Origin of the sequence: Roseateles sp. UC29_93, assembly GCF_042695725.1 — a bacterium.
GTDB classification, from domain to species: Bacteria; Pseudomonadota; Gammaproteobacteria; order Burkholderiales; family Burkholderiaceae_C; genus Roseateles; species Roseateles noduli_A.
Window position 1 is genome coordinate 2,846,098 of record NZ_CP170545.1, and the last position, 14,085, is coordinate 2,860,182.

The following is a 14,085-nucleotide window of genomic DNA, read 5'->3' on the forward strand; positions in this document are numbered from 1 at the left end:
GGGCCCGCCGCGTCGGATTACAGCGACGGCGAATAGCGCAGCGTGACGAACCAGGTGCGCGGCGCCTGCTGGTAGAAGTTCGCCGTCTGGTAGTCGCGGTTGAAGGCGTTGTCGACGTTCAGCTGCAGGCGCCAGTCCTTCGCGAAGGCGTATTGCGCGTCCAGGTTGAGCAGGCCGTAGCCGCCCAGGCGGGTCTTGTTGGCGGCGTCGTCGAAGCGCTGCCCCGAGCCGACGACGTTCGCGCCCAGCGTCCAGGCGCGCAGGGTGGTCTCGGCGCGCAGCGTGCCGAAGCGCTTGGCGCGGCGTTGCAACTGGCGGCCGGTGTTGGCGTCGGTGGGGTCGAGGAAGTCCGCCGTGGCGCTCAGGTTCACCGGACCCAGCTGCGCACCGCCCTTGAGGCTGGTGCCCTTGAGCAGCGCGCGCGCGACGTTGCTGTAGCAGCCGGTCGTCGAGCGGCAGGTCCCCGCCGCGCCGAAGGCGATCAGGTCGGTGACGCGGTTGTGGAAGGTCGTGACCGAGACGTCGACGTTCCCTTGCGCCCACGCCAGCCCGGCTTCGCGGTTCTGCGCGCGCTCGGGGCGGAGCGCCTCGACGCCGGCCTTGGTCGTGTCGGGACCGTAGACGCTGCCGCGCTGATAGAGCGTGGGGGCCCGGAACGCATTGCCGGCCGAGGCCGTCACGCGCCAGCCGCCGCCGATCTTGAAGCCCGCCGCCAGGCTGCCAGTGTCGATGCCGCCGAATTCGCTGTCGTCGTCATGCCGGCCGTGCGCCTGCAGGCTGAAGGCGCCCAGCGTGCCGAGGTAGCTCAGGCCGAGCGCGTTCTGGTCGCGGTCGCCCTTGCCGCCGCCGACGAGGTCGGTGTTGACCAGGCGATCTTCGCGACGCTCCAGCAGGGCGTTGAGCTGATGCTGCTCGTTGATCCGGTAGAAGCCCTGCAGCGAGGCGCTGCGGATGCGCGTCTTCGTCAGGTAGGGCGAGCTCGGCTTGGTCTCGTAGTTCTCTTCGGACTGGCCTGCCGACAGCTGGGTCGACAGCGCGGAGGACCAGGTGGAGTTCAGGCTCAGCTTGCCCGCCAGCGTCTCGGTGATGCCGCGGTCGTCGGCGTTCTTGCCGGCGTCGTAGCCGGCGTTGCTGCGGCTCTTCAGGCCGATGAACTCGAGGCGCTGGCCGTCGGCCACGCGACCGCCCAGGCGCAGGCTGCCGCTGTAGTTGCGCCAGCCGTCGGCGTCGGGGTTGTAGCTCCGGGCGGCCGTGTTCAGGTAGGCGTTGAAGCCGGTGCCGCGATCCAGCGCGAGCGCGCCGGCGTAGTCGAAGTCCGCCGTGCCGCCGCTGATGCCGACGTCGGCCTTCACCTGGCCGAGGTTGCCGCCGCCGAGGCCGAGGTCCAGCTGCGTGCGGCCCGCTCCCCGGCGCGTGAAGATCTGCACCACGCCGCCGATGGCGTCGGAGCCGTACAGCGCGCTGGCCGGGCCCTTGAGGACCTCGATGCGCTCGATCTGCGAGACCGGCAGGTTCTGCCAGCTGGCGCCGCCGGAGGATTGGCCGTCCACGCGCACGCCGTCGATCAGGACCACGGTGTGCCGGGTCTCGGCGCCGCGCACGAAGACCGAGGTCGAATTGCCCGGCCCGCCGTTGCTGGTCATCTGCAGGCCGGCGACGTTGCGCAGCAGAGCGGCGATGTTGCCGAAGCCCTGGCGCTCGATGGTGTCGCGGTTGATGACGGTCAGGTCGGCCGCGACGTCGGACAGCTTCATCGGGCTGCGCGTGCCGGTGACGGTGACGTCGTCGAGCCGGCTCGAAGGGGTGACGGTGGGGGAGGCCGCGGGGGAAGCGGAGGAGGGGGCGGACTGCGCGGCCGCGGCCGTGGAGAACGCCGCAAGCGCCGGGAGCGCCGGGAACGCCAGGAGCGTCGACAGGGCGAGCGCCATCGGGGTGAGGGCAGGCAGCGAGCGGGCACCAGCGCGCGCGCGCGAAACGAACGGAAGCATGAGGAACGGACCTACGACGGAGTTCAGACGCCTGCTCACCCGCAGGGCCTCTGAGAAACGGCGTCGCCGGCTCGTCGTCGGGTCGTCCTTGTGAAAGCTCACGAAGGACGCGTCGCGCGATCGGCTGGAGACGCCACCTGTTGGCCGGTATCCGGGCTGGTGGCCGCTGCCTGTGTCCTTCCCAGTGCAGACGCGCCAGTGGACGTGGGGACAGGCAGTGCCGGCTGCCGCCCGGTGTTCCCTCTTCAGGATCCCGGGCGCGCGACCGGCGGCCACTTACCGTTGCGGGGACAGCTCAGGTTGGTTCGCGCATCGGGGATGCGACCACTTCCTGATTCCCGTTTAACTGCACGGACGCAATGTCCGCACGAGCACCAACGGCGCGCATTCTAGCGAGCTGCGGGCGTCGTGGTGCTGTCGCTCGTCGTGGGCTTGGGCTGCAGCGCGCCATCCGGTGACTTCGGCACCTTGGGCTTCTTCTTCGGCGGCTTCTTCGGATCCTTGGGCTTGGGCTTCTTCGGATCCGCGGGTTTCGCCGGCTTCGCGGCGCGCTGTCCCGGCAGGCGGCCGTCGATGCCGGCGGCCTTGGGCGGCGCCTTCGCCGACTGGCGTTCGCGCTCACGCTCGCGCGCGGCCAGGTCGCGCGTCTCGGCGGCCGTGCGCTTGCGCGCGGCGTCGGCCTCCTTGGGATCGACCGGGTCCTTCGGGACCTCGGCCTTGCGGCCCTGTCCTTCGGGGCAGGGGCTGTCGCGCAAGTCCTGACCCTCCGGGCCGCAGCGGTAGAAGCCGAAGGTCCGCTCCTGCTGCGGGGGCGCCTTGGGCACGTCCTGCGCGTTCGCCGCGCCAAGCATGAGGACCAGAACAGCAGTCGTCAGGATCAGGGCGGCGCGCGCGGGCATGTCAGTCTCCGGGGATAGGGGGTGGGGCAGGGGGAACTGCCGGGGAAAGCACAGGAGCAGGAGCAGTGGCAGGGGTTGCGGCGGCTGCCGTGGCTGCGGCCGTCGAGGCCGCGGTCACCACCGTGCCGGCAACCGGGGCGCCAGCCGTCGGCGCGGCGCCTGCGGCACCGGGCTTGGGCGGCAGGGTCGTCGGCAGATTGGCGGGCAGATTGACAGGTCTGGGCGGCTTGGGCCGGGGCGGCTTGGCATGCAGCAGCGCCACGGCCTTGGCCATGTCGCCGCCCGTCATCAGCTTGAAGGCCTCGAGCGACTTGCCGATGCAGTCCTCGACCGCCTGGCGCTCGGCCACCGGCGGCTTGCGCAGCACGTAGCCGGCGACCTCGCCCTTGTGGCCCGGATGGCCGATGCCCAGGCGCAGGCGCCAGAAGTCGCCGCTGCCCAGCTGGGCCTGCATGTCCTTCAGCCCGTTGTGGCCGGCGTTGCCGCCGCCCTGCTTGAGCTTGAGCTCGCCGGGCGCGATCTCGAGCTCGTCGTGGATCGCCAGGATCTCCTCCGGCGCGATCTTGAAGAAGCGCGCCAGCGCCGCCACCGACTTGCCCGAGAGATTCATGTAGGTCATCGGCTGCAGCAGCCAGATCGGACCGGACGCGCCCGGTGCGTCGTTCACGCGCGCGACCAGGCCGAAGTACTTGGTGTCCAGCTGCGGCGTGACCTTCAGGCCGCGCGCCAGCGCATCGATCCACCAGAACCCGGCGTTGTGGCGGGTGTCCTCGTATTCAGGGCCGGGATTGCCCAGGCCGACAAAGAGACGAATCATGGGGCGCGATTATCAGTGTCGAGCTCAAAAGCAGAAGGCCCCGCGAGCGGGGCCTTCTTGGGAGGGAAGCCACCCTGAAGGGGGGCCTCCCGGCAACGAACGCAGACCTCGTCAGGCCAGCGTCCGGAGAGGAAGAAATTACTTCTTCTTCTTTTTCTTGTCGTCGGCCGGGGCAGCTGCCACGACGATGACTTCTTCCGCCGCGGCCGGGACCGGGGTCGCGACCACCGGGTTCGGCTTGCCGTGCGTGACGATCTTGATGTGATCGGCCAGCTTCAGGTCGTTCACGTGGATCGAGTGACCCATCGTCAGACCGCTCAGGTCGACTTCGATGAACTCGGGCAGCTGTTGCGCCAGGCAGGTGATTTCCAGCTGGGTCAGCACGTGGTTCACGGTGCCCTTGTCGGTCTTGACGGCCGGCGACTCGGCTTCACCGACGAAGTGCAGCGGCACCTTCTTGGTGATCTTGGTCGTGGCGTCGACGCGCTGGAAGTCGACGTGCAGCACTTGCTGCTTGTACGGGTGCATCTGGAAGTCACGCAGCAGCACTTGCGTGGTCTTGCCTTCCACTTCCATGTCGAGGATGGAGCTGTGGAAAGCTTCCTTCTTCATGGCGTGGAACAGCGCGTTGTGATCCAGCTCGATGACGGCCGGCTCGCCAGCACCGTAAACGATGCCCGGAACCTTGCCAGCGTGGCGCAGGCGGCGGCTCGCTCCGGTCCCCTGCAGCTTGCGCTCAAAAGCGACGAATTTCATATCAATCTCCAAGAATGGACGGAGCGCCAGGATTGACGCTCCGGATGAAGGCCCCGCGACCAGGCACCTTCGCGAAACGGCCGCGGTCCTTGCGAACAGCGGCCGGAACTAGGATGCGATCAGAAGTTGTTGTTCTGCTCGCTAAAGAGGGAGGTCACCGATTCACCGTCCGAAATGCGGCGGATGGTCTCGGCGAACAGGAAGGCCACCGACAGCTGGCGGATCTTGCCGCAGGCCTTGGCGGTTTCCGACAGCGGAATCGTGTTGGTGATGACGACTTCGTCCAGCAGCGAACCCGCGATGCGCTCGATGGCCGGACCCGACAGGATCGGGTGCGTGCAGTAGGCGAAGACGCTCTTGGCGCCGCGTTCCTTCAGCACTTCCGCAGCCTTCACCAGCGTGCCGGCCGTGTCGATCATGTCGTCCATGATCACGCAGTTGCGGCCGTCGATCTCGCCGATGACATGCATCACCTCGGAGACGTTGGCCGACGGACGGCGCTTGTCGATGATCGCCAGGTCGCAGCCCAGCTGCTTGGCCAGCGCACGGGCGCGGACCACGCCGCCCACGTCGGGGCTGACCACCACCAGGTCCGCGTAGTTGCGGGCCTTCAGGTCCGACAGCAGCACCGGCGAGGCGTAGATGTTGTCGACCGGGATGTCGAAGAAGCCCTGGATCTGGTCCGCGTGCAGGTCCATCGTCAGGACGCGCTCGACGCCGACGGTCTCCAGCAGGTTGGCCACGACCTTGGCCGAGATCGGCACGCGCGTCGAACGCGGACGGCGATCCTGGCGCGCATAACCGAAGTAGGGGATCACGGCGGTGATGCGGCGCGCGCTGGCGCGCTTCATCGCATCGACCATGATCAGCAGTTCCATCAGGTTCTCGTTCGTCGGCGCGCAGGTGGGCTGGACGATGAACACGTCGCGGGCGCGGACGTTCTGCTGGATTTCAACAGCCACCTCGCCATCGGAAAATCGACCGACCACGGCCTTTCCGAGCTCGAGGCCCAGATGCGTGGCGATTTCTTTGGAGAGGGTCGGGTTTGCGTTACCCGTGAAGAGGACGGTATTGAGCAGCACAGCGGGCCATCCTTAGACTTATGGCCCGGTGGCCAACCCAGCGGGTCCCGGATTGAAACTGAAAATTTGGCAGGGGAGGAAGGACTCGAACCCTCGCATGTCGGAATCAAAATCCGATGCCTTGACCAACTTGGCGACTCCCCTACACCGGACACTGTTCGTGGAACAGCACCCTACAACCTTCAATCTTCGGCCCAGCCCCGCAAAGGGTGAACCGACAGACTGCGACACATTTTTCCGACCCAACCGTCCGGGAGTTTTTCGAACTCACCTTCCGGTGTCGCCTTGAGATTGCTCTCCAGGCCGGAAACTGCATCTATCTTTTCCGCTGCTGTCTGCATTGCATTCAGCGAGGGTCGAACTATAGCAAAAACTGCACTGCCTGAACCCGTCATACGAGAATTTTCGTAGCGGGTCTGCAACCATTCAAGCGCCTTCGATACTTCGTTGCTTGCAGCTTCCGCGGGAGGTTGCAGATCATTTCTGCCCCATCCTTCAAACAACTGCTGAACGAGTATTTCCGACGTTTGGTGATCGCGGCGAATATTGCCTTTGCGTTCACCCCAGCTATTGACTTCGTTACTCTGGGAATCCGTTTCGGGAACCCCTTCGCTGCGTCTGTCGTTCGCTGCAGGAAAGCCCGCTACTATAGCCACGCTTTCAGACCTTTGCAACAGCGGGCTGGAAAAAATGTCCTTGGTGGCGATGCTCGCCCCGGGCTTGACCACCGCGAGCCGCAGCTCCGGTACCTCCAGCGGGGTGAGCACCTCGCCGATGCCTTCGACGAAGGCGTTCCGCCCCCCGACGAAGAACGGCACGTCCGCGCCCAGCGTCAGCGCGATCGGCAGCAGGCGCTCGCGCGACCAGTTCAAGCCCCACAACCGGTTCAGCGCCAGCAGCGTGCTGGCCGCGTCCGACGAGCCCCGCCCATGCCCGCGCCCGAGGGCAGGCGCTTCTCGATGTGGATGTCCGCGCCGAAGGTGCAGCCGCTGGCTTGCCGCAGCGCGCGTGCGGCGCGCAGGCACAGGTCGTCTGGCGGCAACGTGTCGCCCTGGTCATGGCGATGCAGCGCGCCGTCGTCGCGGCGCTCGAAGTGCAGCGTGTCGGCCCAGTCGATCAGCACGAACAGCGATTGCAGCAGGTGATAGCCGTCCGGCCGCTTGCCCACCACGTGCAGGAAGAGGTTGAGCTTGGCCGGCGCCGGCACGTCGTAGAGCGCCTTGAGCGGCGCCGCGGAGGGGGAGGAGATCATGGACGTCGTGGACGTGGGGACGGGGTGGCCAGAGGGAGTCAGGGCGACGCCGGCGCGTCGAGTTTCAGGCGCAGCGTGGCCAGCGGTTCAGGCCCGTTCGGATTGAGGCGCTGGGCGGAGATCAATTGATTGTCGAAGCGCCGCAGGTCGACCTGCCAGCCGAGCTGCTGGAAGCCCGACTCGCCGGCGGCCCGCGACGGCGCCTGCGGCCACGGCCGTCCGCGCAGCCAGTCGAACAGCGCCTGCAGCGGCAGCGTCTCGCCGAGCAGCTCCTGCGTCAGCGCGTCGATGTCGTCATAGGCGCGGTCGCCATCGGGGGTCTTGACCCAGGCCGAGCCCGGCTGCCACGACACGCGCGCCACCAGGCTGCCCATGGGGGTGCTCATCTCGAGCTGGCCACGGCGCGGATCGCCGAGCAGTTCGAAGTTGGCGTTGACGTTCTGTCCCGCGCTGGCCGGCGGCACCGGCCGGGACGATCAGTCCGAACTTGCCGGTCAGGCGCGGCGCATCGGCCAGCGCCGCGGCGTCCGTGCCCGATGCCTTGGGCACCGAGCTGCAACCGGCGAGCGCGACCCCGGCGAGCGCCGCCATCGCGCTCGCGCTGAAGTGCCGCCGCCGCATCAGGGACGGACCTGCAGTCGCTGCATCGCCGACTGCAGCGCTTCATTGCGCGGATCGCGGCGGGCGGCGTCGGCGAAGACACGGCGCGCCTCGTCCTGCTGACCGGCGGCCCAGAGCACCTCGCCCAGATGGGCGGCGATCTCCGCATCCGGACGCGAGCCGTAGGCCTGGCGCAGCAGCCGCTCGGCCTCGCCGAGCCGGCCCAGTCTGAACTCCACCCAGCCCATGCTGTCGACGATGAAGGGCTCGCCCGGCGCGAAGCTCAGCGCTTTCGAGATCAGGTCGCGCGCCTCCTGCAGCCGCTCGTTGCGATCGGCCAGCGAGTAGCCCAGCGCGTTGTACGCGTGGTAGTGCTGGGGCTTGAGCTGGATCACCTTCTGCAGCAGCGCTTCCATCTCCTGCGCGCGGCCGAGCTTCTCGGCCATCATCGACTGCTCGTAGAGCAGGTCGGCGTCCTCGGGGGCGTCCTTGATCGCGGTGCCGAGCAGGTCATAGGCGGCCTGCCACTGCTTGTTGTCGCGCAGCAGCTGCGACTCGGCCAGCGTGCGGGCACGGCGGTCCTGCTCGCGGTCGGCGGGCAGTTGATGCAGCAGCTTGCGGCCTTCCTCGAGCTTGCCCTGGCGCGCCAGCAGCGAGGCGCGGCGATAGGCGATGTCGAGGTTGCCCGGCGCCGCCTCGATCGCGGCCAGCCGCTTCTCGGCGGTCTTGAAGTCGCCGCGCATCTCGGCGGCTTGCGCGAGCAACAACTGACCCTGCTGCTTCGCTTCACGGTCCGCCTTGTCCAGGCCGGCGGCGGCGATCGCGCGCTCGGCCAGCGACGAGACGTCCGGCTTGTCGACCAGCTTCATGTAGCGCTGCAGCGCGTCCTCGGCGGCGTCGGGATGCTGCAGGTCCAGCTCCAGTGAGCCCAGCGCCAGCCAATGGCCGGGCTCGTCGGGCGACTGCTGCGTGAGCGTGCGGAACTCGCGGGCCGCGTCGCCGGGGCGCTGCGCGCGGGCCAGCGCGCGGGCGTAGGCCAGGCGCAGCGACTGCTTGTCCGGCTTGGCCTGCAGCTCGGCGGTGATCAGCGCCTCGGCCTCGGGGCGGCGGGGCAGCAGCTCCAGCGCCATCAGCAGCGGTTCCTCGCGGTCCGGGAAGTCCTTGGCGGCGGCGCGGACGTGGATCAGCGCGGTCTCGTAGCGGTCGGCCTTCTTGGCGAATTCCGCCAGCACCAGCAGCGAGGCGAAACGGGTCTCGGGCCTCGCGGCGGTCTCGCGCAGCATCGGCTCGAAGGCTTCCTGGATGCGCACCGGTTCCGGGTTGCGCTGGAACAGCGCCGGCAGCGCGGCGATCAGCGGGCCGCGACCGTCGGCCGGCGTCATCGCGAGCAGGGAGCGCAGCACCGGCGGGATCTCGGCCGGGCGGTTCAGCAGCGCGAGCAGCTGGATCTGCGTGCGGTGCGCCTCGACCGAGGTCGGGATCGCCTCGCGCCAGGCGCGGGCGGCGATGACGGCCTGGTCGCCGGCGCGCGACTGCAGCGCGATCTGGACGACGCGGCGGAAGAGCTCCTCGTCGCCGCTGCGCCGGGCGGCGTCGAGCAGCACCTGGAAGGCGACGCCGGGTTCGCCGCCCTGGAGTTCCATCTCGCCGATCAGCAGCTGATAGAACATCGGCGCGTCGAGGTCGGAATTGACCACGGGCGCGGAGGCGGCGGAGGCGGGCGCGTCCGTGGCCGCGGCCGCCGGGGCGGGAGACGGATCGGACTGGGGCGACGGCGAGATCTGGGCGTGGGCGGCGCAGCTCAGGGCGAGGGCGGCGGAGAGCCACCAGCGGTGGCGCACAAGGGCGGGCATGACGTGACTCCTGAACTGGGCGGGAAGGCTCGCGGGGCAAACCGGGGGCCGCGGACCATTCCAGGGACCCCGGAACCAGGTCGCGCCTATGATCCCGGGATGCCCGAGTTACCGGAAGTTGAAGTTACACGACGAAGTTTTGCGCCGGCCATCGCCGGGGCGCGCGTGCTGGATGTCCGGCTGGGAAAACCGCTGCGCTGGCCGCTGGGTGTCGCGGCCGAACGGCTGGTCGGACGGCGCGTCGGCGAGACGACGCGGCGCGGCAAGTACCTGTGGCTGCCGCTGGTGCCGACCGCCGAGCAGCCGGGCCATCCGGAGGAGGACGGCGGCGGGCTGCTGATGCACCTGGGCATGTCGGGCTCGCTGGCGTTCCGCGAGCAGCCGCCCCCGGCGGGGCCGCACGATCACTTCGAGCTGGTCACCGACCGCGGCGTGCTGCGGCTGACCGATCCGCGGCGTTTCGGCGCCGTCGTGTGGTCGGACGGGCTGGACGTGGAGCCGGCCGCGAAGCTGCTGTCCCGCATCGGGCTGGAGCCCTTCGACATCGAATTCCACGGCCCCTATCTGCATGCAGGCTTCCGCGGCCGCCGCGTCGCGGTGAAGCAGGCGATCCTGGCGGGCGACGTGGTCGTCGGCGCGGGCAACATCTATGCGTGCGAGGCGCTGTTCATGGCCGGCGTCGATCCGCGCGCGCCGGCGGGCAAGCTCAGCAAGCCGCGCGCGGAGAAGCTGGCGGGCGCGCTGCGGCAGGTGCTCGGCGAGGCGCTCGAAGCCGGCGGCAGCACGCTGCGCGACTTCAAGGACGCGCACGGCGTGGCGGGCAGCTTCCAGATGCAGGCGCGTGTCTACGGACGCGAGGGCGAACCTTGCCGCGTCTGCGGCACGCCGATCCGGCGCATCGTGCAGGGGCAACGGTCGACGTTCTTCTGTCCAAGTTGCCAGAAGCGATGAGCCCCAAACCGCGAGCCGAGCCGCCAGCCTTGAGAGACCTGACCCTTCCGCCGACCTCCCCGATGACCGACGACGAACTGGACGCCCGCGTCGAGGCGGTGCGCGGCGATTTCGCGCCGCGGCTGCTGGCCTGGCAACGCCGCGACGGCCGCCACGACCTGCCCTGGCAGAACACGCGCGATCCGTACCGCGTGTGGCTCTCGGAGATCATGCTGCAGCAGACGCAGGTGACGACGGTGCTGGGCTACTACCGGCGCTTCCTGGAGCGCTTCCCCGACGTGGCCGCGCTGGCCGCCGCGCCCAACGACGAGGTGATGGCCGCCTGGGCCGGACTGGGCTACTACAGCCGCGCGCGCAACCTGCACAAGTGCGCGCAGGCGGTGGTGGCGCTGCATGGCGGCGCGTTCCCGCGCAGCGCGGCGGTGCTGGCGGAGCTGCCCGGCATCGGCCGGTCGACGGCGGCGGCGATCTCGTCGTTCTGCTTCGACGAGCGGGTCGCCATCCTGGACGGCAACGTGAAGCGCGTGCTCGGCCGTCTGCTGGCCTTCGACGGCGATCTGGCCTCGGCGGCGCAGGAGAAGCGGCTGTGGCGCCAGGCGGAGGCGCTGCTGCCGGCGTCGCCCGCGGACATGCCGGCCTACACGCAAGGGATGATGGACCTGGGCGCGAGCCTGTGTTCGACGCGCGGCCCGCAATGCCTGCTGTGCCCGGTGGCCTCGCTGTGCGCGGGGCTGGCGGAGGGCGATCCCACGCGGTACCCGATCAAGACGAAGAAGCTCAAGCGCGGCCAGCGGGAGAACTGGTGGCTGTGGGTGGAGCACGAGGGCCGCATCTGGCTGCAGCAGCGGCCGGCCGAGGGCGTCTGGGGCGGCTTGTGGACGCTGCCCCTCTTCGATGACGAAGCCGCGTTGACCGCGCAGAGCGCGGCATTGGGCGTCGCGGCGCCGGAGACGCTGCCGCAGGTGAAGCATGTGCTGACGCACTTCGACTGGCTGCTGCACCCGCGCCGCGCGCTGCTCACGCGCGAGACGCGGCCCGCCGGCGACGGCGTGTGGGTCGCGCGCGAGCGGCTGGCGGAGTACGCGCTGCCGGCGCCGCTGAAGAAGCTGCTGGACTAGGGCAGGGCCGCGGGACTCACGCGGCGCGTCCCTCGCGGTCCGGACCGGCGACGGGCGGCCAGGGGCGCTGCTGGAACTTGAAGTTCCGCATGTCTCTTCGCCGCGCTCGTCGAGGGCGGCATTGAAAGCCGTCAGCTGCGAGCGGATCTTGGCGATCGCCTGTTGAGCGACGGCCTCGGGCTTGCTGCTCCTGGCCAGGGCGCGCAGCCCGGCCGCCTCGGTCCGTCGCGCTGCCTTCAGGATCGGGTTCAGGGTGTTACTGACCCACGCCGTGCGGTCCTGCCACTGCGCCACCGACTGCGGATCGGGCACGCCGGGCTTGAAACCGAAGAGGCTCAGCGCGGAGCTCCGCCCCCGAGAGGTCATCGTCCAGCAGCGACAGCTCCTCGCGCAGCGGCGCCTGGGCCTCCTGGCGCCGCGCCATCTCGGCGAGCTTCGCCTCTTTTCATCCGCTGGGGCGACAGGTGCTGGACCAAGGCGTTCCGCGCCGACTGCGCGGTATGGGCCACACGCGACAGTGCGCCGCGCAGCAGCGTGGCGGGGAGACCGTGCGCCGTGCGGCGCTCGGGATCGGTTCGGGATGTGGCGTCTCGGGGAGTGCGTCGTCCGGGTGGATGACCTTCTTGCGTTCGAGGAGGCCGCGCAGACTGGCGGTCTGCCCCGTGATCGTCGTCACGTCGTCGTGCAGGGCTTGCATGCGGCCGGCCATGAGGTCGTCGCGACCCGCATCGATCGCCGACGCAATGCGCTGGGCGGTCGCGCGAATCCTGGCGAAGTCGGGTTCGGAGATGCCATACCGGTGGCCGCCCCCGGCGATGCGATCCAGCGCCGTGCTCAGCCGGGAGAGTTCCCGCTGGTCGTACGCGAAGGCGTCGAGGTGGGCGGCGACCTGATGCAGTCCTTGCGGCAACTGGTCGATGTCGCGGTCGAGCTCGTACAACTCGGTGGCGATCGCCCGGGAATTGCCAAGGAACTCGTTCGCCCGCCGCGACAGCGTCTGCGTTTGCGCGCGCAGCGAGTTGTCCGCGCCCGGCCACTGTCGCGCGACCGTGTTGAGCCACACCGCCCGCTTCTTCACCCTGTCCTCGATGCCGGGATTGTTCCTCGGGCTGAAGTTCGTCTCGATGTCGAGCGCCGCCAGCGCTTCGTCGATGGCATCGTCGGTGTGGAGGTCGGTGCGGGCGCTGGGGTGTTCGGAAATGGTCGTCATGCTGATCTTCCTGCGGACATTGCCGTGCAAGGAGAGTCAGTCGTCTGATAACCGATCAGGTTCCCGGGTGGCACCTGCCGCTGTCGCGCGACTTCGGCCGGCGCGCGGAGACGCCGGTGGTCAGGCGCCCCGTTCGGTGGCCGCGGGCGCCTCCGGGGTTCCGCGCGTTGCCGGCGGGCGCTGCTCCGTTATGCTCGCGCGGATCACGGACGGGGGCCAGGGCGGCTCCGCGTCCGCTTCCACCGCATCCAGGGACACCATGTCGAACGACGTCAAGCCGGGCCGGGCCGCGGCCATCAAGAGCGCATTGGAATCGGCCTTCATCGCGCTGCTCGCCAGCGGGGTGTGCCTGTGGTTCCTGATCAGCGAGACCCAGGTGGCCGGCGAGGGCGATCCGGCCAAGCTGACCATGCTCGGCATGGGGCTCTTCGCGGGCTTGTGCGCGCACTTCGCGTACATGGGCATCGCGGTCAAGCGCGCGGAGCGCGGCGTGGTGCTCTGGATGATCCTGATGCTGGTGCTGATGCCCTTCGCGTCGGTCGTGCTGGGCATCCTGCTGTTCAACCAGGTGCAGGAGATCGAGCACCAGGCGGTCGAGCAAAGCTGAACGCCGCGGGGGCGACCCCGTCCGCGCCTGGCACGCCTGCCGTGCGCGCAAGCCCGCGTCGGCTCAGCGCGCGTCGAGTTCGCGATGCCGCTTCAACACCTGCCCGTGGAAGGCGAACTGCTTGGCCAGCGTCTCGACGAGGTAGACCGAGCGGTGCTGCCCGCCGGTGCAGCCGATGGCGACGGTCAGGTAGCTGCGCTGGTCCTGCGCGAAGTTCGGCAGCCACTGCGCGATGAAGGCGCCGATCTGGCTGAGCATCAGCCGGACCTCGGGCTGGCTCTCCAGGTAGGCCGCGACCGGTTCGTCGCGGCCGGTGAGCGGACGCAGTTCGCGGTCGTAATACGGGTTGGGCAGCACGCGGACGTCGAAGACGAAGTCCGCGTCGCTGGGCACGCCGTGCTTGAACGCGAAGGACTCGAACACCAGCGTCAGCGATGAACCGCTCACATGCACCAGGTCGCGCAGCCAGCCGCGCAGCTGCGCGGGGCGGAGCTGGCTGCTGTCGATGACGGTGGACTCCATGCGCAGCGGCGTCAGCAGCTCGCGCTCGAGCGCGATCGCTTCCTGCAGCGCGCGGTGCGTGTCGCCGTCGTCCCGCGCGTCGTAACGGGCGCGCAGCGGGTGCGGGCGGCGCGTCTCGGAGAACCGGCGCAGCAGCGTGTCGTCGCTCGGCGTCCAGGAAGATCGCGCGCAGCGAGACGCCTTCCTGGCGCATTTCCTTGATGTGCAGCAGCAGCTGCGGCAGCGAGCCGGCGCTGCGCACGTCCACCGCGATCGCGACGCGGCGCCAGCCGCGCTGGCGTTCCAGGTCGAGGAACTGCGGCAGCAGCTCGGGCGGCAGGTTGTCGACGCAGAAGAAGCCGGCGTCCTCGAGCGCGTGCATCGCGATCGACTTGCCGCCGCCGGACATGCCGGTGACGAGCACGACCTCGCCGCGGGGCGAGGTGGCGGT

Annotated in this window: 10 protein-coding genes, 1 tRNA gene, 3 pseudogenes and 1 riboswitch; of the genes and pseudogenes, 3 read left to right on the top strand and 11 right to left on the bottom strand. The window is 69.4% G+C overall.

Going from position 1 to position 14,085, the window contains the following annotated elements; translation table 11 throughout:
• Nucleotides 1–17: 17 nt before the first annotated feature.
• The 9 genes and pseudogenes from ACFJIX_RS13250 to ACFJIX_RS13290 form a co-directional block, all read right to left on the bottom strand.
• Complete coding sequence (locus tag ACFJIX_RS13250; RefSeq protein WP_377160702.1) at nucleotides 18–1,928, bottom strand: TonB-dependent receptor domain-containing protein; 1,911 nt, start codon at nucleotides 1,926–1,928, stop codon at nucleotides 18–20.
• A gap of 184 nt (nucleotides 1,929–2,112) precedes the next feature.
• A riboswitch (cobalamin riboswitch) is annotated at nucleotides 2,113–2,382 on the bottom strand.
• A complete protein-coding gene (locus tag ACFJIX_RS13255; RefSeq protein WP_377160704.1) occupies nucleotides 2,378–2,887 on the bottom strand; it encodes a hypothetical protein in 510 nt (169 codons plus the stop codon). (Overlaps the previous riboswitch by 5 nt.)
• A 214-nt stretch (nucleotides 2,888–3,101) precedes the next feature.
• Nucleotides 3,102–3,704: pseudogene (gene pth / locus ACFJIX_RS13260) on the bottom strand (aminoacyl-tRNA hydrolase); the annotation flags it as partial.
• Nucleotides 3,705–3,842: 138 nt separating this feature from the next.
• Nucleotides 3,843–4,460, bottom strand: a complete 618-nt coding sequence (locus tag ACFJIX_RS13265) for a 50S ribosomal protein L25/general stress protein Ctc (RefSeq protein ID WP_377160706.1) — start codon at nucleotides 4,458–4,460, stop codon at nucleotides 3,843–3,845.
• A 119-nt stretch (nucleotides 4,461–4,579) separates the two neighbouring features.
• Nucleotides 4,580–5,542 carry a ribose-phosphate pyrophosphokinase gene (locus tag ACFJIX_RS13270; RefSeq protein WP_377160709.1) on the bottom strand — a complete coding sequence of 321 codons (963 nt, stop codon included), beginning with the start codon at nucleotides 5,540–5,542 and terminating at the stop codon, nucleotides 4,580–4,582.
• Nucleotides 5,543–5,609: 67 nt separating this feature from the next.
• Nucleotides 5,610–5,686, bottom strand: a tRNA-Gln gene (locus tag ACFJIX_RS13275).
• A gap of 38 nt (nucleotides 5,687–5,724) precedes the next feature.
• A pseudogene (gene ispE / locus ACFJIX_RS13280) lies at nucleotides 5,725–6,794 on the bottom strand (4-(cytidine 5'-diphospho)-2-C-methyl-D-erythritol kinase).
• 38 nt (nucleotides 6,795–6,832) lie between these two features.
• Nucleotides 6,833–7,258, bottom strand: a complete 426-nt coding sequence (locus ACFJIX_RS13285) for an outer membrane lipoprotein LolB (RefSeq protein ID WP_377160712.1) — start codon at nucleotides 7,256–7,258, stop codon at nucleotides 6,833–6,835.
• A gap of 156 nt (nucleotides 7,259–7,414) precedes the next feature.
• Complete coding sequence (locus ACFJIX_RS13290; RefSeq protein WP_377160714.1) at nucleotides 7,415–9,247, bottom strand: tetratricopeptide repeat protein; 1,833 nt, start codon at nucleotides 9,245–9,247, stop codon at nucleotides 7,415–7,417.
• A 99-nt stretch (nucleotides 9,248–9,346) separates the two neighbouring features.
• On the opposite strand from ACFJIX_RS13290, the gene mutM reads away from it, so the two are divergent.
• Both mutM and mutY read left to right on the top strand, forming a co-directional pair.
• Nucleotides 9,347–10,198, top strand: coding sequence for a bifunctional DNA-formamidopyrimidine glycosylase/DNA-(apurinic or apyrimidinic site) lyase (gene mutM, locus ACFJIX_RS13295; protein WP_377160717.1), 852 nt, complete (start codon nucleotides 9,347–9,349; stop codon nucleotides 10,196–10,198).
• Between the two features lie 29 nt (nucleotides 10,199–10,227).
• Nucleotides 10,228–11,316, top strand: coding sequence for an A/G-specific adenine glycosylase (mutY, locus tag ACFJIX_RS13300; protein ID WP_377160719.1), 1,089 nt, complete (start codon nucleotides 10,228–10,230; stop codon nucleotides 11,314–11,316).
• Between the two features lie 445 nt (nucleotides 11,317–11,761).
• Here the strand turns inward: mutY and ACFJIX_RS13305 are convergent, their stop codons facing one another.
• On the bottom strand, nucleotides 11,762–12,556 hold the full coding sequence (locus ACFJIX_RS13305) for a hypothetical protein (protein ID WP_377160722.1): 795 nt from the start codon (nucleotides 12,554–12,556) through the stop codon (nucleotides 11,762–11,764).
• A gap of 229 nt (nucleotides 12,557–12,785) precedes the next feature.
• Between ACFJIX_RS13305 and ACFJIX_RS13310 the strand changes: the two genes are divergently transcribed.
• Nucleotides 12,786–13,133 (top strand): hypothetical protein, encoded by a 348-nt coding sequence (locus ACFJIX_RS13310; protein WP_377160724.1) that lies wholly within the window; start codon nucleotides 12,786–12,788, stop codon nucleotides 13,131–13,133.
• Nucleotides 13,134–13,196: 63 nt separating this feature from the next.
• Here ACFJIX_RS13310 and rapZ read toward each other — a convergent pair.
• Nucleotides 13,197–14,043, bottom strand: a pseudogene (gene rapZ / locus ACFJIX_RS13315) (RNase adapter RapZ).
• Nucleotides 14,044–14,085 lie beyond the last annotated feature (42 nt).